Source organism: uncultured Helicobacter sp. (genome assembly GCF_947367035.1).
Classification (GTDB): domain Bacteria; phylum Campylobacterota; class Campylobacteria; order Campylobacterales; family Helicobacteraceae; genus Helicobacter_D.
In genome coordinates this window covers 1-20,896 of sequence record NZ_CANBCA010000016.1, presented here as the reverse complement: position 1 = coordinate 20,896, position 20,896 = coordinate 1, and the positions used below count along the sequence as shown (strand labels likewise).

27 protein-coding genes and 1 pseudogene are annotated in these 20,896 nt (G+C 35.8%); 20 read left to right on the top strand and 8 right to left on the bottom strand.

From position 1 onward, the window contains the following. Positions 1-119 precede the first annotated feature (119 nt). The 3 genes from Q0Y61_RS06495 to Q0Y61_RS06485 all read left to right on the top strand — a co-directional run bounded on the left by Q0Y61_RS06495 (position 120) and on the right by Q0Y61_RS06485 (position 6,035). Positions 120-2,591, top strand: a complete 2,472-nt coding sequence (locus Q0Y61_RS06495; RefSeq protein ID WP_366517294.1) for an N-6 DNA methylase — start codon at positions 120-122, stop codon at positions 2,589-2,591. Further along, a complete protein-coding gene (locus tag Q0Y61_RS06490; RefSeq protein ID WP_297813209.1) occupies positions 2,591-3,661 on the top strand; it encodes a Fic family protein in 1,071 nt (356 codons plus the stop codon). Before Q0Y61_RS06495 ends, Q0Y61_RS06490 begins: the two co-directional genes overlap by 1 nt. A 97-nt stretch (positions 3,662-3,758) precedes the next feature. Continuing rightward, positions 3,759-6,035: a restriction endonuclease subunit S gene (locus tag Q0Y61_RS06485; RefSeq protein WP_297813206.1), complete on the top strand. Its 2,277-nt coding sequence runs from the start codon at positions 3,759-3,761 to the stop codon at positions 6,033-6,035. 360 nt (positions 6,036-6,395) lie between these two features. Here Q0Y61_RS06485 and Q0Y61_RS06480 read toward each other — a convergent pair whose 3' ends face one another. Next, positions 6,396-7,106, bottom strand: a complete 711-nt coding sequence (locus tag Q0Y61_RS06480) for a LexA family transcriptional regulator (RefSeq protein WP_276952349.1) — start codon at positions 7,104-7,106, stop codon at positions 6,396-6,398. Positions 7,107-7,417: 311 nt separating this feature from the next. Here Q0Y61_RS06480 and Q0Y61_RS06475 point away from each other — a divergent pair, with 311 nt between their 5' ends. Both Q0Y61_RS06475 and Q0Y61_RS06470 read left to right on the top strand, forming a co-directional pair. Then, entirely contained in the window at positions 7,418-7,612 is a 195-nt protein-coding gene (locus Q0Y61_RS06475) for a hypothetical protein (RefSeq protein WP_297813201.1), read from the top strand. A 9-nt stretch (positions 7,613-7,621) separates the two neighbouring features. Continuing rightward, on the top strand, positions 7,622-7,912 hold the full coding sequence (locus Q0Y61_RS06470; protein ID WP_297813198.1) for a hypothetical protein: 291 nt from the start codon (positions 7,622-7,624) through the stop codon (positions 7,910-7,912). Between the two features lie 89 nt (positions 7,913-8,001). Here Q0Y61_RS06470 and Q0Y61_RS06465 read toward each other — a convergent pair whose 3' ends face one another. Beyond that, on the bottom strand, positions 8,002-8,229 hold the full coding sequence (locus Q0Y61_RS06465; protein ID WP_297813195.1) for a hypothetical protein: 228 nt from the start codon (positions 8,227-8,229) through the stop codon (positions 8,002-8,004). A gap of 51 nt (positions 8,230-8,280) precedes the next feature. Between Q0Y61_RS06465 and Q0Y61_RS06460 the strand changes: the two genes are divergently transcribed. From Q0Y61_RS06460 to Q0Y61_RS06395, 14 genes are all read left to right on the top strand, one after another. Next, on the top strand, positions 8,281-10,497 hold the full coding sequence (locus Q0Y61_RS06460; RefSeq protein WP_297813192.1) for a transposase family protein: 2,217 nt from the start codon (positions 8,281-8,283) through the stop codon (positions 10,495-10,497). A gap of 107 nt (positions 10,498-10,604) precedes the next feature. Beyond that, positions 10,605-11,534 carry an AAA family ATPase gene (locus tag Q0Y61_RS06455; protein ID WP_297813189.1) on the top strand — a complete coding sequence of 310 codons (930 nt, stop codon included), beginning with the start codon at positions 10,605-10,607 and terminating at the stop codon, positions 11,532-11,534. Positions 11,535-11,542: 8 nt separating this feature from the next. Further along, positions 11,543-11,707 carry a sigma factor-like helix-turn-helix DNA-binding protein gene (locus Q0Y61_RS06450; RefSeq protein ID WP_297813187.1) on the top strand — a complete coding sequence of 55 codons (165 nt, stop codon included), beginning with the start codon at positions 11,543-11,545 and terminating at the stop codon, positions 11,705-11,707. Between the two features lie 74 nt (positions 11,708-11,781). Further along, entirely contained in the window at positions 11,782-11,940 is a 159-nt protein-coding gene (locus Q0Y61_RS06445; RefSeq protein ID WP_276954026.1) for a hypothetical protein, read from the top strand. Further along, positions 11,927-12,310 carry a hypothetical protein gene (locus tag Q0Y61_RS06440; RefSeq protein ID WP_297813177.1) on the top strand — a complete coding sequence of 128 codons (384 nt, stop codon included), beginning with the start codon at positions 11,927-11,929 and terminating at the stop codon, positions 12,308-12,310. The genes Q0Y61_RS06445 and Q0Y61_RS06440 overlap by 14 nt, the downstream gene beginning before the upstream one ends. After that, the gene (locus tag Q0Y61_RS06435; RefSeq protein ID WP_297813174.1) at positions 12,300-12,740 is read left to right on the top strand and encodes a DUF1353 domain-containing protein; all 441 of its coding nucleotides are present in this window, start codon (positions 12,300-12,302) and stop codon (positions 12,738-12,740) included. The genes Q0Y61_RS06440 and Q0Y61_RS06435 overlap by 11 nt, the downstream gene beginning before the upstream one ends. A gap of 117 nt (positions 12,741-12,857) precedes the next feature. After that, a complete protein-coding gene (locus Q0Y61_RS06430) occupies positions 12,858-13,343 on the top strand; it encodes a host-nuclease inhibitor Gam family protein (RefSeq protein WP_297813171.1) in 486 nt (161 codons plus the stop codon). After that, the gene (locus Q0Y61_RS06425) at positions 13,340-13,528 is read left to right on the top strand and encodes a hypothetical protein (RefSeq protein WP_297813167.1); all 189 of its coding nucleotides are present in this window, start codon (positions 13,340-13,342) and stop codon (positions 13,526-13,528) included. The genes Q0Y61_RS06430 and Q0Y61_RS06425 overlap by 4 nt, the downstream gene beginning before the upstream one ends. Before the next feature lie 80 nt (positions 13,529-13,608). Continuing rightward, positions 13,609-13,932, top strand: a complete 324-nt coding sequence (locus Q0Y61_RS06420; protein ID WP_289685019.1) for a hypothetical protein — start codon at positions 13,609-13,611, stop codon at positions 13,930-13,932. Further along, positions 13,932-14,678 carry a DUF2303 family protein gene (locus Q0Y61_RS06415; RefSeq protein ID WP_297813161.1) on the top strand — a complete coding sequence of 249 codons (747 nt, stop codon included), beginning with the start codon at positions 13,932-13,934 and terminating at the stop codon, positions 14,676-14,678. The genes Q0Y61_RS06420 and Q0Y61_RS06415 overlap by 1 nt, the downstream gene beginning before the upstream one ends. Positions 14,679-14,688: 10 nt before the next feature. After that, positions 14,689-15,039: a hypothetical protein gene (locus tag Q0Y61_RS06410; RefSeq protein WP_026943968.1), complete on the top strand. Its 351-nt coding sequence runs from the start codon at positions 14,689-14,691 to the stop codon at positions 15,037-15,039. 200 nt (positions 15,040-15,239) lie between these two features. Further along, complete coding sequence (locus Q0Y61_RS06405) at positions 15,240-15,683, top strand: hypothetical protein (RefSeq protein WP_297813154.1); 444 nt, start codon at positions 15,240-15,242, stop codon at positions 15,681-15,683. Beyond that, the gene (locus Q0Y61_RS06400) at positions 15,680-16,111 is read left to right on the top strand and encodes a phage protein GemA/Gp16 family protein (protein ID WP_297813151.1); all 432 of its coding nucleotides are present in this window, start codon (positions 15,680-15,682) and stop codon (positions 16,109-16,111) included. The genes Q0Y61_RS06405 and Q0Y61_RS06400 overlap by 4 nt, the downstream gene beginning before the upstream one ends. A 37-nt stretch (positions 16,112-16,148) precedes the next feature. Then, positions 16,149-16,436, top strand: a complete 288-nt coding sequence (locus Q0Y61_RS06395; protein ID WP_297813148.1) for a Mor transcription activator family protein — start codon at positions 16,149-16,151, stop codon at positions 16,434-16,436. Here Q0Y61_RS06395 and Q0Y61_RS06390 read toward each other — a convergent pair. Both Q0Y61_RS06390 and Q0Y61_RS06385 read right to left on the bottom strand, forming a co-directional pair. Continuing rightward, positions 16,433-17,110, bottom strand: a complete 678-nt coding sequence (locus Q0Y61_RS06390) for an endonuclease (RefSeq protein ID WP_297813145.1) — start codon at positions 17,108-17,110, stop codon at positions 16,433-16,435. The genes Q0Y61_RS06395 and Q0Y61_RS06390 overlap by 4 nt on opposite strands. A gap of 1 nt (position 17,111) precedes the next feature. Next, positions 17,112-17,366: a hypothetical protein gene (locus Q0Y61_RS06385; RefSeq protein ID WP_297813142.1), complete on the bottom strand. Its 255-nt coding sequence runs from the start codon at positions 17,364-17,366 to the stop codon at positions 17,112-17,114. 99 nt (positions 17,367-17,465) lie between these two features. Here Q0Y61_RS06385 and Q0Y61_RS06380 point away from each other — a divergent pair, with 99 nt between their 5' ends. Beyond that, positions 17,466-17,747 carry a hypothetical protein gene (locus Q0Y61_RS06380; RefSeq protein WP_297813140.1) on the top strand — a complete coding sequence of 94 codons (282 nt, stop codon included), beginning with the start codon at positions 17,466-17,468 and terminating at the stop codon, positions 17,745-17,747. Positions 17,748-17,801: 54 nt separating this feature from the next. Here the strand turns inward: Q0Y61_RS06380 and Q0Y61_RS06375 are convergent, their stop codons facing one another. The 4 genes and pseudogenes from Q0Y61_RS06375 to Q0Y61_RS06360 form a co-directional block, all read right to left on the bottom strand. Next, positions 17,802-18,260, bottom strand: coding sequence for a phage virion morphogenesis protein (locus Q0Y61_RS06375; protein ID WP_297813137.1), 459 nt, complete (start codon positions 18,258-18,260; stop codon positions 17,802-17,804). A gap of 4 nt (positions 18,261-18,264) precedes the next feature. Beyond that, positions 18,265-19,044: a phosphoadenosine phosphosulfate reductase family protein gene (locus Q0Y61_RS06370; protein ID WP_297813134.1), complete on the bottom strand. Its 780-nt coding sequence runs from the start codon at positions 19,042-19,044 to the stop codon at positions 18,265-18,267. A 205-nt stretch (positions 19,045-19,249) separates the two neighbouring features. Continuing rightward, positions 19,250-20,386, bottom strand: coding sequence for a phage minor head protein (locus Q0Y61_RS06365; RefSeq protein WP_297813131.1), 1,137 nt, complete (start codon positions 20,384-20,386; stop codon positions 19,250-19,252). Positions 20,387-20,468: 82 nt separating this feature from the next. Then, positions 20,469-20,896: pseudogene (locus tag Q0Y61_RS06360) on the bottom strand (hypothetical protein); the annotation flags it as partial.

Genomic DNA, 20,896 nt, shown 5'->3' with positions numbered 1-20,896 from the left:
AAGTAATTAGCTCATTAAGTCCTACAAAAACCTATAAATTTAAATAAAGCCAAGTAATACTTTGATAAAATAGCCAAATTTTGCAACCAAAATCAATCCTAAAGAGGGAAAAAATAGTGATGAAACTTCAAAATATTTTGTCAGATTCAAATTATGCTTTAGATATTTTTAGTCAAGATTGTATTGAACGATTAGAATCAAAGATTATTACAAAAGAGACAAAAACAGGGGCTTTAGCCTATTATATCCCTTGCCTTATCCGCAATAAAGAAATCAAACTTACCCCCGAAGAAATAATCCGCCAACTCTACCTTGATAAACTTATCAATGAATACCAATATCCAAAAAGCAGGATTCAAGTGGAATACGCTGTGCATTTTGGGCGAGAAGTCAAAAGAGCGGATATTGTGATTTTATATGATGAAAATACACAAAAAGATCGGTTAAAGCGAGATTCAAAAGCGAAGCAAGAATATATAGTAATTGAAGTCAAAAAACCCAAATTAGAAGATGGTATAGAGCAGCTTAAAAGCTATGCGAATGCTTTAGGAGTAGAAATAGCGGCTTGGTGCAATGGCAATGCGGAGATTATTTATCAAAGAGAAAATCCCAATACTTTTAAAGAAATCCGTGCTTTACCAAAGGCAAATGAGAGTTTAAAAAATGTGCTAAATCAGGGATTTAAGCATATTGATTTAGTCAAAAATGATGTTTTGGTCCGAGATAAAATCAGCCTAAAAGATAAAATTTTACTCATTGAAGATGATGTGTTAGCAAATTCTGGAGAAGATGCCTTTGAAGAAGTATTTAAACTGATTTTTATCAAGCTTTATGATGAGCTTCATACCTACCGAAAAGATAAAGAAAAAATCCAAAAATATCATATTCTTTTAGAAGAAAATGAAAATAGACAATTTGATGGTAAATTACAAGCATTATATGAGCAAATGAGCAATTTAGAATTTGCGCGTTATGACGAAGATGATAAGACTTTAGAAAAACGCATTCAAGAGCTTTTTAAAAAAGCTAAAGAGGAATGGCAAGGTATTTTTCCAAACGATAGTAAAATCTCTTTAACGCCAAGTCATTTGAGCGTTTGCGTGAGCCATTTAGAGAAATGTAAGTTTTTTAATTCTAATTTAGAAGTGATTGATGAAGCCTTTGAATATCTTGCGAATAAAAATTCTAAAGGAGAAAAGGGGCAGTATTTTACTCCTCGCTATGTCATAGATATGTGTGTAAAAATGCTAAACCCCAAGAAAACCGAATCAATGATAGACCCGGCAAGTGGAAGCTGTGGATTTCCTATTCATACTTGCTTTTATGTATGGAAGCAAATTTATAAAGAGCAAAACCGAGAAGAAAGCGAAATGCTTACCGCAGAGGAAAAAATACCAGAAGCACAAGATTATGTAAGAAAAAAGGTTTTTGCGATTGACTTTGACCCACGCACGGTTAGAATCTCAAAAATGCTAAATTTAATCGCAGGAGATGGGCATACGAATGTTTTTAAGCTTAATAGCTTAGATTATACGCATTGGAATGAGCAAAAAAATATCGATGAAGCCACCAAAACCTTTAATAAAAATTTTGAAAACTTAGAGAAAAATTTGCCTAAAGATGAACAAGAAAAAGAAGAAAAAAATTACGCAAATTTTAACTTTGATATAGTAATGGCAAATCCGCCTTTTGCAGGAAATATCAAAGAATACGCAATTTTAAAAGAATATGATTTAAGATATAGTTTAAATTTAGAAAAAATCTCTGAGAAAAAAGCGCAAGAATATAACGATCATCTTTCAGAAATTCCTAATTTTCCACAAGCTTTAAAATATCCAACAGCTGTTGTAGAAACACGAGGAGGGTATAAAAAGATAAAAATCAAAGAACAACCCGTAGTTACAAGAGATATTTTATTTATTGAAAGAAACCTCAATATGCTAAAGCCCGGTGGGAGAATGGCTATCGTGCTTCCACAAGGGAGATTCAATAATTCAAGCGATAAACATATAAGAGAATTTATTGCGGACAAGGCGAGAATCTTAGCCGTTGTAGGGCTGCATCAAAATGTCTTTAAGCCTCATACAGGCACAAAAACAAGCGTTTTATTTTTGCAAAAATGGGGCGGGATTGATGAAAGTGGCAAAGAGCTTTGCCCCAAGAAAGAGGATTATAATATTTTCTTCGCGACCCAAAGCTTACCTAGTAAGGATAATTCAGGTGAGAAAATTTATGTAAAAACGCAACTAGTTAATATCACAAGAAAAGTGCCCAACGCAGAAAATGAATATTCTAAAACATTAACTTTGCAAGATTTTCTTATGCAATATCAAAACATAGAAGAAGCAAATTTTTTGGAGCTTAATGGAGGAAAAATCACTCAAAATCAATATGAAAAACTTGATAAAGAAGATAAGCAAAAAGTTATCGCACAAAGGGCTTTTATCACCGAACAACCGCTTTTAGATTCACACGGACATTTAATTGTAAATCACGACCTCTACAATCACGATGGATTGACACAAGACGGAATCGCAGAAGCTTTCATAGAATTTGCAAAGAGCGAAAATTTGAGTTTTTGGAGGGAATAATGCAAGAATTTATCCCTACACTTTTACCCCCTGATTTTAAGTTGAAATCCCAAAATTACACCCTATTAGCACAAGCCGCTAGCAGGCTAGGCGAACTCAAGGGTTTTGCAAAAATTATTCCCAATCAAGATATTCTGATTAACTCCCTTGTTTTGCAAGAAGCAAAGGATTCTAATGCAATTGAAAACATCATCACCACACACGATGAACTATTTTTAGCACAAATTGACGAAAGTAAGATTACTAAAAATGCTAAAGAAGTGCAAAATTATGAAATTGCCTTAAAATTAGGTCTTAGATTGATTAAAAAAGACAATCTTTTACTTAATCGCCATATTTTGCAAATTCAAAAAGTCTTAGAATCAAACAATGCAGGTTTTCGCACACAAAGTGGCACAATGCTGAAAAATCCAAAAACAGGAGAGATTAAGCATATCCCACCACAACATAAAGATGAGATTTTAAGGCTTATGGATAATTTGGAAAATTATATTAATGAAGATTTAGACGATTTTAATCCTTTGATAAAACTTGCTATTATTCATTATCAATTTGAAACCATTCACCCCTTTTATGATGGTAATGGCAGAAGTGGCAGGATTTTAAATATCCTCTATCTTGCATATAAGGGTCTTTTGGAGCTACCTATTTTATATTTGAGTGCTTATATCATTAAATACAAAGAGGATTATTATAGGCTTTTGGCTGAAGTAAGCAAAAATAGAGCTTGGAATGAATGGATAGCCTATATCTTAAAGGGTGTAGAGCAAACCTCAATCGCCACGATTCAGAGAATAAAAGAAATTGATTTAGCAATGAAAGCAAATGCTGAAATCTTGCAAACAGCAAGCAAAATATATAGCAAAGATTTAATTGAGATTCTTTTTGCCTACCCTTATACCAAAATAGAATCTTTAGAAAAAGGCTTAAAAGTCCATAGACACACAGCCTCAAATTATTTAAAAACTTGTGAAAAATTAGGCATATTGCAAAGTATAAAAATAGGAAGAAAGAAATACTTTATCAATACTAAGCTTTTCAAAATTCTAAGTAAGGAATTAATATGTTAAAAAAATCATCTTTTTTCTACATATCCTCTCAATTTGTAGAAAATTTTGCATTTTTTCTACATATCTTTTCAATATGTAGAAAATTTAGGAAAGCTTAATGAATACTCTAAACCAAACCCTGCAAGAAAAATTTCCTCATCTTGAAGTGAGTGTCCTAAAGCTTAGTGAAACGCAAAAGGATAATGAAACAAAGCGGATTGATAGTGAATATTTCAAAAAGGAATATTTGGAGAAAATTCAAACCTTATTGCCGATTTCTACAAAATTACAGAATTTGATAGTAAGTGGATACTATGGAATTTTGCCGAAAAGCGACGATTACTTAGATAAAGGTTTGAGCTTAGTTCGTGGCAAAGATATAAGAGATTCTAGTTTAGAAATATCAAATTTGGTAAAAGTTCCTTATGCCTATTTTCAAGAGCGTTATTGTATTCATCAAAACGATATTTTATTTTTAGTAAAGGGTGCAACAATAGGGTATTCTGATGGTGTTCTACTTATTTTAGAGGAGCCAATAGAACCAATGATTTTTAATGGCTCTGTTTTTAAGATGCAAGCTAAGAATATCAATTCTGCATATTTATATGTATTTATGATGACTAACTACTTTACATTTCAAAAATTGCGAGAAGTGGCTAATAATGGTATAGAATATAATTCATTGCCAACTATTAACAATTTCCTAATCCCCCTACTCCCTATGGACTTTCAACTAGAAATTGAAAAGCTTGTAAAAGATTCTCACCTTGCCCTAGAGCAAAGTAAAGCCTTATATAAAGAAGCGGAGGATTTGCTCTATACTGAATTAGGGTTAAACCCACAAAATCCAATGCAAAGTATTTTGCAATCTCATAGCAATGACATAAACTTTCGCATTGCTACATTAAAAGAATCTTTCCTCAAAACGGGTAGGTTAGATTCTGAATATTATCAAGTCAAGTATGAGGAGATAGAAAAGAGAATTAAAACCTATACTAATGGATATTGCAAATTAAAGGATATTGTGGTTAGCTTTTCTGGTGGCTTTGCATTTTCAAGCAATGAATATTTAGAAAATGGGGATTTGGCACTTATTAGGATAAATAATATTAAAAATGCAAACTTAGATATGAATAATGCTGTTTATCTCAATGATGAAGCAATCTCTTTAAGTCCAAAAGATAAAGTTAAAAAAGGAGATATTTTAATTTCAATGTCTGGGAGTATCGGTTTATCTTGTGTGGTGAGAGAAAACTTACACGCTATGGTGAATCAACGCATTTTAAAAATTAGTATTGATGATTTTAATGCCGATGTGTTGGTTTTGCTTTTAAATTCTGTTTTATGCAAATTACAATTTGAGAGAATTGGCACAGGGGGAGTTCAAACAAATCTTGCTACCTCTGATATTTTAAATATCCTTATCCCAAAAATTAATCCCAACACTCAAGATTCTATTGCTTCTCATATTCAACAAAGTTTTACTTTAAGGGCTGAAGCAAAAGCACTTTTAAACGAAGCTAAAGCAAAAGTAGAATCCGCTATTATCGGGGGGGGGGGGAATAATGCCTCTTTTGTAGCCTTTAGAATCCAAATCTTTAGAATCTATTTCCCGCAAATCAAAACCAAACTTAAAGAAGCAAAAAGACATTATCGCTTAGCAGAATGGTTGCTTTTAGAGGAACTTTTATTTAGCCAAACCACAACGACAGGCGCAACAATAAACTACACTATCACCACATTAAAGCAGAGCTTAGGCACAAGCGGACGCCTAGATAGCGAATACTATCAAAGCAAATATGAGAAAAATGAAGCAGTGATAAAATCTAAACCATACATAAAACTTGGAGACATAGTAACAATCAAAAAATCCATAGAGCCCGGTAGCGAGGCGTATAGAGAAAGTGGAATCCCCTTTATAAGAGTAAGCAATCTTGGCACCTTTGGGATAAGCCAAACTGAAGTATTTTTAGATTCTAAGGATTTCAAAAAAGGTGAACTAGAATCTTTATATCCTAAAAAAGATATGATTTTACTAAGCAAAGATGGTAGCGTTGGTATTGCATATTATGTAGAAAAAGATTTAGAATGTGTTACAAGCGGGGCGATTTTGCATTTAACAATTAAAAATCAAGCCCTTGTTCTACCTCAATATCTAAACTTAGTTTTAAATGCACTGCCTACCAAACTTCAATCACAAAGGGATAGCGGAGGCTCCATTATCGCACATTGGAAAATAAGTGAGATTGAAAACCTCTTAATCCCCTTACTAGAGCTTTCTATTCAAGAAAAAATAGAATCTAAAATCACACAAAGCCTAGCTTTAAGAACAAAAAGCAAAGAGTTATTAGAGAAAGCTAAAGCAAAGGTGGAGGAAAAAATAAGCTTGCTTTAATCAACCTAATTCCATCACCTCTGCGCTTTTTAAGATTCTAAAAGCAGCAATCCTACAAAGGCGATACTCACAAGGGCGACAAGTATAAAATATCTATAAGGGGGTATTTTATTTCAAAGTGTAAAATTTATAGAGTGAGTGGCTTTGAGCTTCGTTAAAATGGCAGTTTGCTCTTTAAAATACTTTGATTTAAAATGGAAAATTAAGAAAAGTTTTTTCACAAAATGGCGATTTTTTCACAAAACATCACAAAATCAATCACAAAATGCCCTTAAAAAAGTGGCGCAAACCTCGTATTAAACGCCATTAAAAGCAATCACAAAAATCATCACAAAATTTGCGATAAACTAGGAAACATTCTTAAAGTGAGGTTTTTTTAAAATAGCCTACCACGCGCCCTAGTATTTCAAAGTTTTCGCCCTCTAGCTCTATGTTGTCGTAAGCCTTGTTATCACTTAAAAGCTTCAATTTTGGGCGTTTTTGGAGGCGTTTAACATATAATTCATCATCAATTCTAGCTACGCAAATTTCACCCTCTCTGACATCACCTTGTTGCATTACAAGATAGCAGTTTTCAGGCAAAGTGGGAAACATAGAATCTCCGCTACCTACAATGATAGAAAGGTTTGCAAATGAAATAATGCCGAAATATTGGCGTAAAAAGGACTTAGGGAAGCTTAGTTGCTCGGCTGTTTCAATGTCATTATATGCGCCACTTCCTGCACTTGCGCGTATATCCTCATAAAAAGGGATATTAACAAAATCATCATCGTTTAAGGTTTGGGATTCTAATTTGGCTTTGGGAGACAAATTTTCTTGATTGGGGGACACTTGAGGGACACTTTTTTGAGACTGAGGGACAACATTGGGGGACACTTGAGGGACAAGAAAAAAAGATATGTCTATTCCAAAAGCGTCAGCAATTTTTTTTAAGTTAGCAGTAGTTGCATTATCGCTTCCCGCTTCATATCTTTTGATTGTTGGTAAAGAAACACCAGAATATTTTGCTAAATCTTCTTGCCGCCAACCTTTTTCAGCCCTGCACTCTTTTAAAGCCCTAGAAAGTATCAAAATATATCCTTTTAGTATCAAAAAATATTGACAAGTATTAAAAATTATACTATAATTCTACATATTTGTTTATAATTTTACTTGCTTTTAGATAAAAAAACAAATAAGTTCTTTAACAATCTGTATTAAGGTATCACAATGGAGTGGTTTGTGTTATGGGGAGTTTTTGTCCTATGGAGCTGGATTATTCTTTTTGATGACTAGGCAGAGGGTAACTCTGCCTTACCACTATTTGTCCTTTTTATCAAATTCTTGCTGTGGTTACTTGTCTTTTATACAGATTGCTAAATTATGCAAAAAAAGGAGTCTTTATGAGTTATCGCACTCTTAGTCAAAGAATGGCGAAAAATGGCGTGAAGCTACGCACTTGGGCAAAATCTAAGGGGCTAAACGAAAAGGATATTGGAATCTTAAATCAAATTTCGTCTGGTCTTATTAAGGGTAAGTGGGGCAGAGCTAAAGAATTGAAAGAAATGCTAGAAAAAGAGGGATTTAAGGTTGCATAAGGAGTTACAATGAAAAAAGAACAAAAAAATCAAGAAAGTAAATTTTGGCTAAGTGGGGACAGGGAGAATAACCTTAATTATATCAGAGAGCTTTTAGAGGGTATGCATTATATTGGTATGCGCAAGGATTTCTATGGGAAACACGCTTGTCTTAGTTCTCTTGTCGTTAGTATTATGACTCACATAGACCAACTCGTTCAAAAAGATGATAAAGCTCTGCCAATACTTCATCAGGGGAAACAGCATACAGATTTTGAAGAGTTTTTGCGGCAAAAGCTTTATAAGGGAGATTGGAGCTAAACCATAAGTCATCAAGAATATTTCTGCAAGAAATATAAGACTTTGTTAGCATATAAAGGATAGGAAAAATGAATAATGCAGCTTCTCTGTCATCCTTGCCTTGCAAGGTTTCTTTTCTTTTTTGTGCGGTGAGTTTGATATATTTTTTTTGCATTAGCAATTATTTTATCATTAAAAGGTTCTATTTTTATGTCTTTATTCTGTGCGCAGGTTATAATGATGGATTCTAGATATTTTGGAATTGGATCTGGTAATTCCTTTAAAATGTCTTCTATCGTGTGCTCAAGGCTTTTAAAATATTTTAAAGTTTTTTTCATAAGAGAACCTTTTTTGTCTTATTGTAACATAAAAGTATGCAAGGAATCATAATGGGGCAGTGGGTTAGTAGTAAAGAGTTCGCGGAATTGCAGAATATGGAATATGAAGCTGTTAAAAAAGCTTGTGTTCGTGCCAATAAAAAAGGCAAAAAAATTTGTGTAATTAAGTATCAAAAATTATACTTTGAATATTTTTTAGGTATTGGTGGCAACGCAGGTAAAGTTCTCCAAATTTGGGATACCCCCTTATCCCCAAAGCAAGTAGAAGCCCTAGAGAAAGGCTATCCTGTGAAATATGTGCTAGAGGAAATGGGTGAGGTGGCACAACCTAATGTTATGGAATCTATGGATTCTAAAACATTGGATTGTAAAGGAAACAACAATGAAAAAACTTCTCAAAACATTCAAGGAGAAACTCTACACACTAGAGGGTGCAATAATGCTAATGAGTGTGCTAGTAGGGCTACTAGCAGCAGCGATTCCACTCTTTATCGGAATGATTTATCTAATGGTGGGGTAACCACTTGGCACAATCTCACCTCTTCTCAAAAAGCCCAAGCAAAGCAAAGAGAAAGAATCCTAATTGACTATGAAAGTGCAAAGGCTTCAGGAATCAGAGTTGCAGACTTCTTGACGCTTAAAAATAGTGAGGATTCTACCCTAAAACTTACACAAGGAAAGCTTTTTGATTGGCAAAGAAAGTATAAAGCACAAGGCTTAAGTGGCTTAAGTGATAAAAGAGGCGTTGCAAAACTTGGCACAACCTCACTTCCAAAATGGGCGCAAGAGGAAGTTGTAAAAATGTGGCGCGTAATGGGGAGCGGGTATCTCAATCGTATGCAGTTATGGAGAGAATTGCACATTGTTGCACATACTTATGCGGAGGGATACTCTTACAAGAAGTTTCTAAAGCGCGAGATTGAGCCTTTGTTTTCATTTAATACAATGAATCGCTTTTTGGATTCCTACCTTAAAGCAAATTCTTTGGAATACACGCTGATTACCTATGGAAGTGATAAGACAGATTCTTATAAAGAACCTGCTTTTGGAATGCAAAGGGATTTATACACTCTCCCCAATCAGCTTTGGCAGATTGACTCTTCCCCGCTTGATGCGATTGTGTTAGATAAAGACGGAAAGCAAATGCGCCCAAGCATTTTGTCTATTGTGGATGTTTATAGCGGTAGAAGCGTGGCATATTTAAGCGAGACAAGCGATTCTAACGCGGTTGTTAGGCTAATGTGGAAAGCCTTTGAGAGTATGGGCAAACCCCAAGCGATTCAGTTTGATAATGGCAAAGACTATTTGAGTAAGCAAGTGCAAGGGCTTGTGGATGGGCTTAATATCAAATCTGTGCGAAGTGCTGCCTATAAGGGCAAAGCAAAGGCAGTCGTAGAGCGACGATTCCGCACGATTCAAGGAAGCTATATCACTGCGCTTGGAAGCTATATCGGTAGAAATGTCAGTGAGAGAAGTGCTAGAGAGCAACAAACTCCCAAAAGAGAAAGAAAAAGCAAGGACGCATTAGGGAATCCGCTAAAGACACAACAAAAACATATCATAACCTTTGAAGCTGCACAATTCTTGCTAGATGAGGCGGTGGAGTTTTGGAACATAGACAGAGTTTCACGCAGGTGGAGCAAGGCACAAGGTAAAAGCCCAATGGATTTATGGAGTGAGGCAAACTTTAAAAAAGTCAATGTGCCTTACGCGCAATTCTTGCTTTATGCAACCACACCTGTGTCAAGAAAAATGGGCAAACAAAGAATTGAGATGAAGCCTTATTACTTCAAACCAACAGCATATATTGAGTCTAAAACAGAAGTGCTTGTGTGCGTGAATATCAATGCTTCTAATGAAGCTTTTGTCTTTAACACAAAAGGCGAGTTCATCTGCAAGGCTTATGATGAAAACGCGCAAGCCTTTACACAAGAGCAAATTAAAACGATAGGCAAAGAATACAAGGTTGCCATTAATCGCATAAGAGCTTTACAAAAAGACGCGAAACACTCCGAGTTTATCCGCAGAAATGCAAGGCTGGAAGCAGAGAAACTTAAACAAAAACAAGAGATTGCATTGCTTAAAGGGGTGAGTGAGAATGGCGATTCTAGTGGAAAAACCCTAAAAACTCAAGTAAGAGAAGCTATTAACAACGCCCAAATTGAGCAACATAAAGACAACTGGGAACCAAATAAACCACTTGATGTAAAACCTACCAAAGAGGACAATGTGGAAAAATGGGACTTACTGCAAAAGCTGGCGCAGTAGGTGGCTAAAGGTCTTTTAAAGGGTTTTTAAAAACTCTTTAAAAGGCTTTTAAAGCCTAAATTTACCCTCTCCAAGCAAAGAAAATTTGCTTGAAAAAAGGATACTTAATGAGAGAACAGATTATAGCATATCTAAAAGCACAAAGAGAAGAGGACGAAAATTTTTCTCAAAGCAAATTAGAGCAGAAGCTCGGTATTAAAAAGACGTATTTGAGTCAATATATTAACAACCCCGACTTCAAATATGCCGCAGGCGTAGAAGAGAAGTTTGCGATTTTTCTAAAAGAAAACAAAGAAAAAGAGGAAGTTAAAGCACAGATTAAGGGCTTAAACAGCTTAGATTTTATCCAAACAAGCGACGTTAAAAGGATTATATCAAGAATCGTCCTAGCCAGTATGCAGGGCGATAGAATCTCGGTTGTCTTGGGTGCAAGTGGCACAGGCAAGACAAGGATTGTGAAGGAATATTGCAAAAATCATTTGGAAGCCATTTTAATAGAAGCTACGCCCGATATGAACGCCAAAGATATTCTAAAGAAGCTTTGCGAAGAGTTGAATTTGGGAGATTTTAAAAGCAATCACGCGGGGGTAGTCAAGGTGGCAAACGCCCTAAAGCAAAATGGAAAATATATTATTGTTGATGAAGCAGAGCACCTAAAATGGAGAGTTTTAGAGACTTTGCGCAGAGTAATGGACTTTAGCAAACAACCCTTGATTTTGGTTGGCACACATTGGCTTGCGGATTCTTTAAGTAGTGGCAGACTTGGCAGCAAGAAAGAGCAAGAACTCGCACAACTGCGCAACCGCTGCTTAGGGCGTTACGAGCTAAGGGGCTTACAAAAAGAAGAATATGTAGAAATTTGCAAAGTGAGTGGAATCCCTACAAATTGCGCTTGGAAGCTTTGGGAGCTAGGCGGGGGCAATTTTAGACAAAGTGAGGGAGTGTTAAGGCTTACCCTTGCAAGAGTTTCTCTAAGTGGCAAAGAAAGTGCGACTTTAGAGGATTTAGAATCCACTAAGGCAATGATGTATTTGTAAGGGAAAGAATGACTTTTAAAGAGATTGGGAGAGTGCTAGGAGTTAGCCCACAAAGAGCAGAGAAAATTTATCAAAGAGCTTTAAGGAAACTCTCCTCTCCAAAGAATCTTAAAAAATGGCAAGAGATACTAGACACAATCAAAGAGATAGAAAAAGAAAAAGCCAAAAAGTGATTCCAATACTTTAGATTTTAAATAAGTCTAAAGTATTGGGGACACAAACCCAAATTTCAAAACAAGGAGCAACAATGGAAAAAGAAATTGTTTGCAGTAGTGCAATGTTGCAAGGGCGCAAATGCGATTACTCAAAGCGGTTTTTCTATATAAAAGGTGGTTACATTTTTTCAAAGAAAACAGACAGAATCGTGGATATTCTAGCTAGGAGTGCCGTATATGGTGGAAATTAAGAGATTTTGCTACATCTCCTCACCCCTACAAGCAGTGCAGGAAAAGGTTGTGAATACTTCCAATGCGGAATCCATTAATAGCGCGTATTCTATTATCAAACACCTTGCAGTTGCAGGAATGGAAAAAGCTAAGGCAATGGGTTGCATTGCAGTGAGTGGAGTTTTAGCAATTGACGCAGCTATGGACATTTACAATCCTGTTTGGAATACAGAAAAAGAGGCAGATGCAAATAACATTAAAAAGCATTTGATTGAAAGTGCAGAATTAGTGCTTGTGGTTTCTTGGAATGGAGAGGCTCACCCCAAAGAAGTCTTAGAAGACGTAGCTTATGGGAAAGAACTCGGGAAAGAGATTGTGTATGGGGTTTAAAATGCAAGGATACAAAGACTTAATCACAATTTTGCGCAAGGGAAAAGACTTTGAACTCTTAGAATCTTTTCGCTTTTATTTTCAAAAAGAGAGATTGGCGCACTTCGCTTATGGTTTGAATGATTTTATCGGATATTCCGCTTTAAATGGAACACCCTTTATTCAGATTCCAAAGGGTTTTAAAACAGATTTCGGCAGTGTGCCACAAATTTTTCAAAGCTTGATTTCACCTGTAGGAAAGCCTACTAAAGCATTCGTGTTGCACGATTATCTTTGTGCTAGGGCAAACGCGGGAGAACTCACACGCAAAGCAGCAGATAGAGTGTTTTTAGAAGCAATGAGGGTTTTAGGTGTAGGGAGAGTAAAGCGCGTAAGTATTTACCTAAGCGTCCGTGTTTATGCACTCACAAAGAGCCTTTTAAACCTATAAAGGCACACAATGGCTTTAAAAATCATCAAAAAGGCAAAGGTAAAAATGGCGGTGGCTACAAGATATGGATTTGTGGCTTGGGATTATCAATTTAAAATTTTGTTGAAAGGAGAATAAATGGAAATCAGCAATTATGAAAATGTGAATGCAGCACTAAAGAGAATCGCAGAACTTAGTGTAGGGATTGAAAGAATCAATGGAGAAGTAACCCTAGAGTGTAACAGAATCAAGGAATCAAGAAGTAGCGAAATTGAAAAACTCTCCAATGAGAAAAAGTATTTGGAGCAATGTATTACAAGCTTTTGTGAGGAGAATAAAGCGGACTTTGCAGAAAAAAGAAGCAAGGATTTTACCTTTGGCACGATTGGTTATCGTCTTGTGAAGTCTGTCTCACTGCCTAGAGTAAGAGAAAAGATAGACAAACTCCTCTTAGCCCTTAAGAGCTATGGTTGCTCTGATTGTATCAAATATGAGGAGAGCATTGACAAAGACGCAGTGTGTGAGCTAGAGGATTCTACACTTGTAAAGCTAGGACTTAAAAGAGTCGTCAAAGATAATTTTAGAATCGTGCCCAAGATTGAAAGTTTGGAGAATGCGCAATGAAACTAAAAGCATTATCCCTTGCTTTAGCACAAACGCTTTTGCCTACTTTCTCTAAAGAGCAAACACAAACTAAGAGAGGCAATTCCACAAAGAGCCAAACAAGCACGATTAGCAAAAAAGAAAGAAAGAGACGCACAAAGCATAAAAAGGCAATTAAGAAACAAAATGTAAAAGGCAAGAAATAATCTTGCCTTACCTTGCAAGAAGTCTTTACTTTAAGGCTTCTTGGAGGGTAACCTCCAAAATTCAACACAAAGGATAAAAAATGAGTCGCGTAAATGCTGAAATTGTAAGCGAAGAGATGGATTCTTTTTGTGAAGCGTTAAAAGGTTTAGGCAATGGTGCTTTTTTAAGCGAAGCCATTGCAAATCTTAAAAAGGCAATGGAAGTTGTGAGCTTTGAGGGAAAGAACGCAAGTATCACCCTAAAGCTCACGATTAAGCCTAGTGATGTGGAAAACACGATTAATATCATCGGCACAAACTCTGTTTGCCTACCTAAACCACAAATCAAAAGTGCATTCTATGTGAGTGAGCAAATGCTACCCACCCGCACACAACCTAAACAAATCGTAATGAGGAGAGGATAATGGAAAAAGAAAGTTTAAACAATGTTGCCCCTAGCACCGAAATTAATGGCTTACCTTTCGTGCATAGGGACTATACTTTAGCAGAAAATTGCTTAAAAGAGCCACTCAATCGTGGCTTTTATTTAAATGTGGAGGATAAAGAAAGCTTTGTTGCGCTTGTGGAGGAATACAAGCAAGAAAATTCTAAGATTTTCTATAACTTCAAAAATATCAGCGCGTCTCTTGATTTTCACACTAAAGAAGCACAATGCTTCAACAATAGAATCGTGGCGTTAGAGTTAGAAAAACACCCCTTTTATTTGGCTTTTTTAAAATATTTAACACAACCTTTGAATCAAAGAGATTTTGTAGCGTTTTTAAAGACTTTTTATGTCTTTTTGAAAGAGGGCGCAAACACAATGAGTGGGTTAGATTTGGTAGAGTTAAGCACCCACTTAAGTGCTTCTAGCAAGATTGATTCTGTGCAAAAACACGCAAGTGCTTCCTTTTGCATTGCCACAACCATTAAAAGTGGTGCAAAAGAGGAAGTGGATATTCCAAGCAAGTTAGTCTTTGAATTTCAAATGCTCTCTTGCAGTCAAAAGACTATTACATTTGAAGTTGAACTCTTTATCACACTCAAAGAAAATAGCTTTGAGATTCGCCTTGTAAGCTATGATAGAAAAATCAGAGAAGAAGAAGTGTTAAAAGAGTTTATTGAGGAGCTAAAGAGTGAGATTGCCTTGCCTTGCTTTAGGGTGAGATAAAGGAGAACAAATGGGAAAAATTAGAATTAAAGACAAAGAGCATTTAGAGCAGATTTTTAAACAATTTGCAGAGAATGAGGAAGAGGAATTTTCTCTTGATTTGATTGTGGAGTGCAATTCAGAATTAAGCCTTAAAGATTTAATAGAGACTTGCGAAGTCATTGGCTATGAGAATTTGCTTTTAGAGGATAGCTTTGTAGAGAATCCACGAAGTCATTGCGATACTTTTTACATTGACTTAATCGGCATTAAGGGCTTTAGGTTTGGATTAGGAGTTGAATCGGTATGGTTTTTTGGAGGCAAAAACCCTGATGAATTAAGCTTTGAGAATGATGGAACACTAAGGGTTTGGTTTGACTAAAGCTTGAATAGAGCCTACCACTTTGGTGGGCTTGATTGAAGTTTTACAAAGGGAGAAGAAAATGAAAAATCAAGACTTGGAGTTTATTTTGTCTTTCCTAAAAGGAATGGTTATAGGATTTTCAATCATTGGTGGATTGTCTATTTTTGCTATGGGTGCTTTATTAATTGTTTTATAGGATTTAAAAGGAATCAAGAAATATGGAATCTAATGTATGGGCAGGAATTGAAAAACGCAAGGCTTTAAGGGAATTAGTCTTAGATAGTATTCCTGCTTGTTTAGCACCTTTAATTGCTTGTGTGGCTTTGAGAGAGAATGGAAGCAATGCTGCTTGTGTCATTGTCTTTAAACATAATCTCGCCTTAGCGGAATGGAATCACACGCAATCCCAAACACTAGAGAGAATGCGCGAACTCTATAAAGAGCGCAATTTAAAACAAGTCGTGGTGTTTAATGCTGTAAAAGCAGAGGTAGAGTTTAAGCCGATTCAAAAAGAGAATACAAAGCAAGAAATTTTAGCGTTCAAAGAGCAATCTAGTGGAAACTTCACAATCCATTGTCAAGATGAAAGTATGCGTAAAATCTTTTTAAAGATTCAAGAAAGCATAAAAAACAACCTAGCAAGAGAAAGGGAGGAGAGATGAATAATACAGAGTTTTTAAAGAATCATCTTATTAAAGTGATTCATACACTAAAAAGTGGGAATGGCATTAGCGAGGAATGTTATCGTGGAATCCTAAGTGATATGTTTGGGGTGGAGAGCTGTAAAGAGCTAGACGAAAAAGAGCTTCACCAATTAGCACAGAGATTTGGTTATGCCGTGCCTTTGAATGTGCTTTTAAAATCCGAGTTTTGCAAGAGTGGTAAAGCGACAAAGGCACAAATTGCTACAATAAAAGGCTTGTATTTCAAAGTTGCAGAAGTGAAAAATGAGCTAGGATTACGAAATTTCATTGATAGAATCATTGGCAGACGCCCTTTGTATTTGAATGCTTTAGAAATTAAAGAGGCACAAAAGGTCATTATTGCGTTAAAGAAATGGCAAAGAGCAAGAAAGGGGGATAAAAATTGATACAAATTTGTTAAAATTCCATTAGTAAGGAGTTTTAATGGAATCCCCAATTACCAATTCAGATATTTTCTTTCATCTTTATGAGCAAATCAAAGGTGGTGCAACCCTAAGGCAAGTTTTACAAGATTTTGGTGGGGCAAATATTTATATTCCAAGTTATAAGAGTGTGCAAAGAGATGAGGATATTTGGGAGGATTATCAAAATCTCCTAAACAAACATTTCCCTAAAAAGCATATTATGCTAAGCCTCCAACAAAAATATGATTTAAGCGAACAACACCTCTATAAGATTCTTAAAGATAAGAGACAACCGAGTTTGTTTTAAAACTCAAATCCTTGCTCTTTTGCAAAATCCCTGTATTCTTTTTCTCTTTCACTCATTGGATATTGTTTATCCCACGTTTCCATTAATCGTCTTTCTTGGTCGGAGAGTCTCACATTATAAGTTTTACTCATATAAAGATAGCTTCTTGCAATCCAACCCTTAGAATAATTGGCAGGGTAGAATCTCTTGCCTTTAAAGTCTGTAAAAACTTTGCAATTTCCATATTGTGTAAATTGCAAATCCTTTGGGGATTCTGCGTAGCGGTAATTGCTTCTATCTCCATTCACTTCACCAATAGCGGGGGCTAAATTCTGTAAATCGCCCTCCATTTTCTTAAAGGTTGTATCATTTTGACATTCCTTTCTACCGCCCTTTCTCCAACAAGGCAAATGTTGTCCAAAGTTATGCGCGGGCATTATATGTTCCCATTCAATCCTTCTTGCCCTCTCATTGATTTTACCTTTCTTTGTTTTAGCATTTCTTGGAGTATAGGCTTCACTAGGCACAATCTCAAAACGATTCTTAACCCACTTAAAAGGAGCGTTACAATAGAAGTCGGTTTGATATTGTGGATTGTCTTGGTAAAATTTTGTCAGTGTCTTTTTGGCTTCGCTAAAGTTTTGCTCGGCAAAAAGGATTTGTGCTAAAAATAGAAATGCAACTAAGGCTCTCATTTTATTCCCCACACTTGCAAGTTGGACTTAAAGTATCATCACAGCATTTTACTCTTTTACCCTCACAGCCACATACGCCTCCGTGCCTAGAGCAACAACCTCTCCGATTCACATCGGTAATATTTGCAACACAGATTTCTTTTTGTGAATAAGGGCTTATTTTTACCAAGTTTTCCTTAGTTTCTTTGGGAGAGTCTATTGCATTTGCGCTTAATAATGTAGAGAAAAGCAATGCAACAACAGCTAATTTTTTCATTTTAACTCCTCAATACTTTTTGGAATTATAGCTTTTTTAATTGCGTATTAAGCGAAGTGAGGTTATTTTTTTATAAACAAAACTCAATAAGGAAATACCATGATTTTAGAAATTATATATAACGACAGAAGCGAAAGCGCATTTTTATCTTTACCGCTTAATGAGCATTCAAACATTGGATTTTTGATAAAACGAAGAGAAGGGGGGAGAGGGAGTATTAAAATTTCTTGCAATAATCTTGAATACAAGATTAAATTTTCAACAACAAACAATTTTGATAGTTTAGTCAATATGGTGCGTGAAATAGAAATAGAAATTCGTAATGCTTGTGCGAGACATGAGTCCTTTTTGGAGATAGATTTAAAAAAGCGTATGAGATAATGAGTAGCTAAAAAGATTAAATTTTTAAATCTTTTTAGTTCTATAACTGGTTTTCTATCGCAATATTTTTTTCAAATAATCCACCACTTCATTTTCTAATCTCTCCCCTAAATCCTTTGGAATCTCTCCATTTTTATTAATGGGCATAAAAGGACGCGCAGGGATTGTAACTCTTTTGCCTCTCCCTGCTTTCCCTCCAAATTGATGAATGGCAGCATAAGATTTATTTGTGCCTACTTGTGCGCTAGAACCTGTAACTTTTTGTGTGAAAGATTGGCTTAAAAGTCCGCTTTGAATCAGAATCTTATTGCCTCGCTTCTTTTGTAAAGTTTTAGGTGCGTTAGGTTTCCATTTCTCTCCAAAGGGTGAGGCTTGTTTGTCAAAGGATTCCTCTGTAGTATTTTGTAAAGTATTTGCAACTCTCCTTAGAAGCGGCATTTTATTCTCTAATGCCTTGCTTAGTTTCTCTAGTTTGCCCTGTAGCTCCTCAATGCTAATGATAATCTCTGCCATAATCCTACCTACAAAAACAAACCATATCCTCTGTGTAGGCTGAAGTAAAATCCATTGTGGAATTTCTTTTAAATTGTGCTTCCAATTCTACACAAGTTACATTAGGTTTTAAAGTCGTATTCAAACAGCCTAATTCTTTAGCCTTTGCTTCCATTTGTTTGCATTTCTCCCACTCTTTGGGGTAGAATTTAAAAAGATTAAAAAGGGATTTTTTGCTTTGTTTGGGGCAAAGAAAACAACCTGTGCGCCTAAAATCACGATAAAGAGGATTTGCGATTCCTCTTTCTCTTAAATAGTTTTCTATCTCTCCTTCATTCCATTGCCACTGGTGCAAAGGATATTCTGCAACTCCATAATCCAAACTAGAAGTTCTCCCATTCTCCACTTCATTATAGGTATAACCAATAAGAATCGTGTTTTTAAAAGCATTGGGGCTTTTGCTTTTGACAAATTCTCTTGTGGGTTTTGCCTTTAACTCCCTTGTGCAATAATCCATTCCAATAGTTTTTGGAAGCCCACGCAATTTGCCTTGATTCTCCCCCCTTGTGATAGGGTAAGTAAAAGCCCATTTTGCGAAAATATCCTCCTTACTTCTTAGTCTTGTAAGCCTTTGATTAAATTTTTCTAACAAATAGGATTCTAACTTGTCTATATATTCAAGCATTTGGGGAAACTCATAATGTGTATCACAAAAGACAATATAATCAATCTTGCCTCCTAATTCTAAATACCTCACTACCATTGCAGTAGAATCTCTCCCACCACTAAGATTTGCAAAGGTCACTCTTTGCCTTTAGTCTTGAGATTCTTTATAGCGTATTGCATTTTTTACTCCTTTGTGGTAGAATCATTTTATAAAGGTTTTGTCAGTAGTGGTGTATATTCCACCCCTTACTCCTCGCCAAAGTAAGCTAATGGGAAAAAGTAACGATGGGTGTCCCGTAATCAATCGGCGCTGACCCCTATCACCTTTGGGAGTGGCTTCCCGCTTACAACTTCTTGCTGCTTTTAATTAGACTTAAAAGGAATATTTCTTTTTTATCTTCTGTAGTTTTTATTGCCGCCTTGTAATAGTTTTTTGCCTTACTAAAATACACAATATGGTTTTCTTTACTTTCTTTGATGCGATATACATTTGCGTCTCTAATTATAAGAGGTAATAAACTATAATCCATTACACCTACATTTGGGTGTTTCTCTAGGTGGTCTTTTAGTGTTTCTGCACTCAAATAGATTTCTTTTGCTTCTGTCTTAAGTAAGTTTTTAAGTGTTTGTGTAGTTTTAGCAAGAGGAATAAATTTCCTATCTACCTCGCCATTTAAGTTTTCTAGTTTAAGATTCTTAATGGCTTGATAGTTTTGTTTTACTTGCGCAATATCTGCTTTGGTATCGTTTAAAGATTTCACAAAATGTGCTTTATCAGGATTCTTTTTAAACTTCTCTAGCTTTGTTTCTAAAACAGAATCCAAGCTCTCGTCTTTGCTTAATCCTCTCTTATCATAGCTCCAATCCTTACTTGCAATCGGTAGTGGTGGTGTTTGTGAAATACTAAAGCCTTGCCTTTCACATTCCTCTTTGCTATATGCCCTCACTACACATCTACAATTCCAACCATTAGGGGGGTAGTTTGTTTCCCAAAACTTATCCTCTCTTTTCAGTGTGATTCCGTGCATTCTAAGATGAGAGGGACGCGTAAGCCCATCTTGCAGGGCAATATACCTTAAGTAAATCTCACCTTCTAGTGCATATTGTGCCTTGGCTCTACCTTGAGCGTTTGCGGTGCGCATATTGGTGTTATAAATTCTCTTTAATCGCGTGTTATTCGCATTAATGGTTTTGATTTCCCCTGTTTTCTCATTGGTAACTTCCACTCTGCCCAACCAACCCTTTTGGGCTAGTGTGGGTGTAATTTCCTTTTTCCAAACCTCAAAGCTCTTGCCCTCACTTTGAGCCTTGATTAAGGAATCTTGAATCTCACTCAGCAAGTCTAGCTTGGTTACCTTTGCAATCGTAAAGGCTTTTAGGTGTGCTTCGTGCATTAATTCATCATAGTTAAAACTAAGCTTGGGTTTCTTTTGTTGTAAAAATTTTATGTTCTGTTCGGGTGGAAGATTGAAGCTAAACATTGTTTGTCCTTATTGCATCGCAATATTCTTTGTATGTGGGATTATGGATTGCTTTGGGCAAAGCCCTCGCAACGACAAAGTTTTAACCATTACCTACCCCATAGATTTGTGCATTCATCATTGCCTCTGCTAGGATTGCTTCTGCTATTTCTAAATCCTCTCCTTGTAAAGATTTTTCTAGTATCTCTAATGCTTCCTCAAAGCTCTTAGCGTTTTGCAAGAGTGAATCTATATCAAAATCTTTTATTTTAAGATTCTCGGTAAAATTATCTATTGCATCAAAGGTGAGATTCTTGTTTAAAGGTAATTTAAAAGGGATTAAATTATCCTTTAAAGAGTTTTTAACAAGCTTAGAATCCTGATTCTCCCCTCCCTCTTTTTTTCCTTTTTGTTCCCCCTCTTGTTTTGTGGAATCCTTAGGGTTTGGCTCTGTTAGGGGTGTGGTTTTTAGATTATAGGTTTTTTCTATATATTCTTGTGTGGGCTGATAACCCATTTCATAAATGATTT

Excerpts from the sequence above, each read along its gene's own strand:
- Q0Y61_RS06460 (WP_297813192.1), top strand. The coding sequence starts at position 8,281 with ATGGGGCAGTGGGTTAGTAGTAAAGAGTTCGCGGAATTGCAGAATATG.
- Q0Y61_RS06470 (WP_297813198.1), top strand. The coding sequence starts at position 7,622 with ATGAAAAAAGAACAAAAAAATCAAGAAAGTAAATTTTGGCTAAGTGGG.
- Q0Y61_RS06380 (WP_297813140.1), top strand. The coding sequence starts at position 17,466 with ATGATTTTAGAAATTATATATAACGACAGAAGCGAAAGCGCATTTTTA.
- Q0Y61_RS06455 (WP_297813189.1), top strand. The coding sequence starts at position 10,605 with ATGAGAGAACAGATTATAGCATATCTAAAAGCACAAAGAGAAGAGGAC.
- Q0Y61_RS06490 (WP_297813209.1), top strand. The coding sequence starts at position 2,591 with ATGCAAGAATTTATCCCTACACTTTTACCCCCTGATTTTAAGTTGAAA.
- Q0Y61_RS06375 (WP_297813137.1), bottom strand. The coding sequence starts at position 18,260 with ATGGCAGAGATTATCATTAGCATTGAGGAGCTACAGGGCAAACTAGAG.
- Q0Y61_RS06430 (WP_297813171.1), top strand. The coding sequence starts at position 12,858 with ATGGAAATCAGCAATTATGAAAATGTGAATGCAGCACTAAAGAGAATC.
- Q0Y61_RS06495 (WP_366517294.1), top strand. The coding sequence starts at position 120 with ATGAAACTTCAAAATATTTTGTCAGATTCAAATTATGCTTTAGATATT.
- Q0Y61_RS06450 (WP_297813187.1), top strand. The coding sequence starts at position 11,543 with ATGACTTTTAAAGAGATTGGGAGAGTGCTAGGAGTTAGCCCACAAAGA.
- Q0Y61_RS06365 (WP_297813131.1), bottom strand. The coding sequence starts at position 20,386 with ATGTTTAGCTTCAATCTTCCACCCGAACAGAACATAAAATTTTTACAA.
- Q0Y61_RS06425 (WP_297813167.1), top strand. The coding sequence starts at position 13,340 with ATGAAACTAAAAGCATTATCCCTTGCTTTAGCACAAACGCTTTTGCCT.
- Q0Y61_RS06405 (WP_297813154.1), top strand. The coding sequence starts at position 15,240 with ATGGAATCTAATGTATGGGCAGGAATTGAAAAACGCAAGGCTTTAAGG.
- Q0Y61_RS06435 (WP_297813174.1), top strand. The coding sequence starts at position 12,300 with ATGGGGTTTAAAATGCAAGGATACAAAGACTTAATCACAATTTTGCGC.
- Q0Y61_RS06390 (WP_297813145.1), bottom strand. The coding sequence starts at position 17,110 with ATGAGAGCCTTAGTTGCATTTCTATTTTTAGCACAAATCCTTTTTGCC.
- Q0Y61_RS06465 (WP_297813195.1), bottom strand. The coding sequence starts at position 8,229 with ATGAAAAAAACTTTAAAATATTTTAAAAGCCTTGAGCACACGATAGAA.
- Q0Y61_RS06385 (WP_297813142.1), bottom strand. The coding sequence starts at position 17,366 with ATGAAAAAATTAGCTGTTGTTGCATTGCTTTTCTCTACATTATTAAGC.
- Q0Y61_RS06475 (WP_297813201.1), top strand. The coding sequence starts at position 7,418 with ATGAGTTATCGCACTCTTAGTCAAAGAATGGCGAAAAATGGCGTGAAG.
- Q0Y61_RS06395 (WP_297813148.1), top strand. The coding sequence starts at position 16,149 with ATGGAATCCCCAATTACCAATTCAGATATTTTCTTTCATCTTTATGAG.
- Q0Y61_RS06485 (WP_297813206.1), top strand. The coding sequence starts at position 3,759 with ATGAATACTCTAAACCAAACCCTGCAAGAAAAATTTCCTCATCTTGAA.
- Q0Y61_RS06415 (WP_297813161.1), top strand. The coding sequence starts at position 13,932 with ATGGAAAAAGAAAGTTTAAACAATGTTGCCCCTAGCACCGAAATTAAT.
- Q0Y61_RS06410 (WP_026943968.1), top strand. The coding sequence starts at position 14,689 with ATGGGAAAAATTAGAATTAAAGACAAAGAGCATTTAGAGCAGATTTTT.
- Q0Y61_RS06440 (WP_297813177.1), top strand. The coding sequence starts at position 11,927 with ATGGTGGAAATTAAGAGATTTTGCTACATCTCCTCACCCCTACAAGCA.
- Q0Y61_RS06445 (WP_276954026.1), top strand. The coding sequence starts at position 11,782 with ATGGAAAAAGAAATTGTTTGCAGTAGTGCAATGTTGCAAGGGCGCAAA.
- Q0Y61_RS06420 (WP_289685019.1), top strand. The coding sequence starts at position 13,609 with ATGAGTCGCGTAAATGCTGAAATTGTAAGCGAAGAGATGGATTCTTTT.
- Q0Y61_RS06400 (WP_297813151.1), top strand. The coding sequence starts at position 15,680 with ATGAATAATACAGAGTTTTTAAAGAATCATCTTATTAAAGTGATTCAT.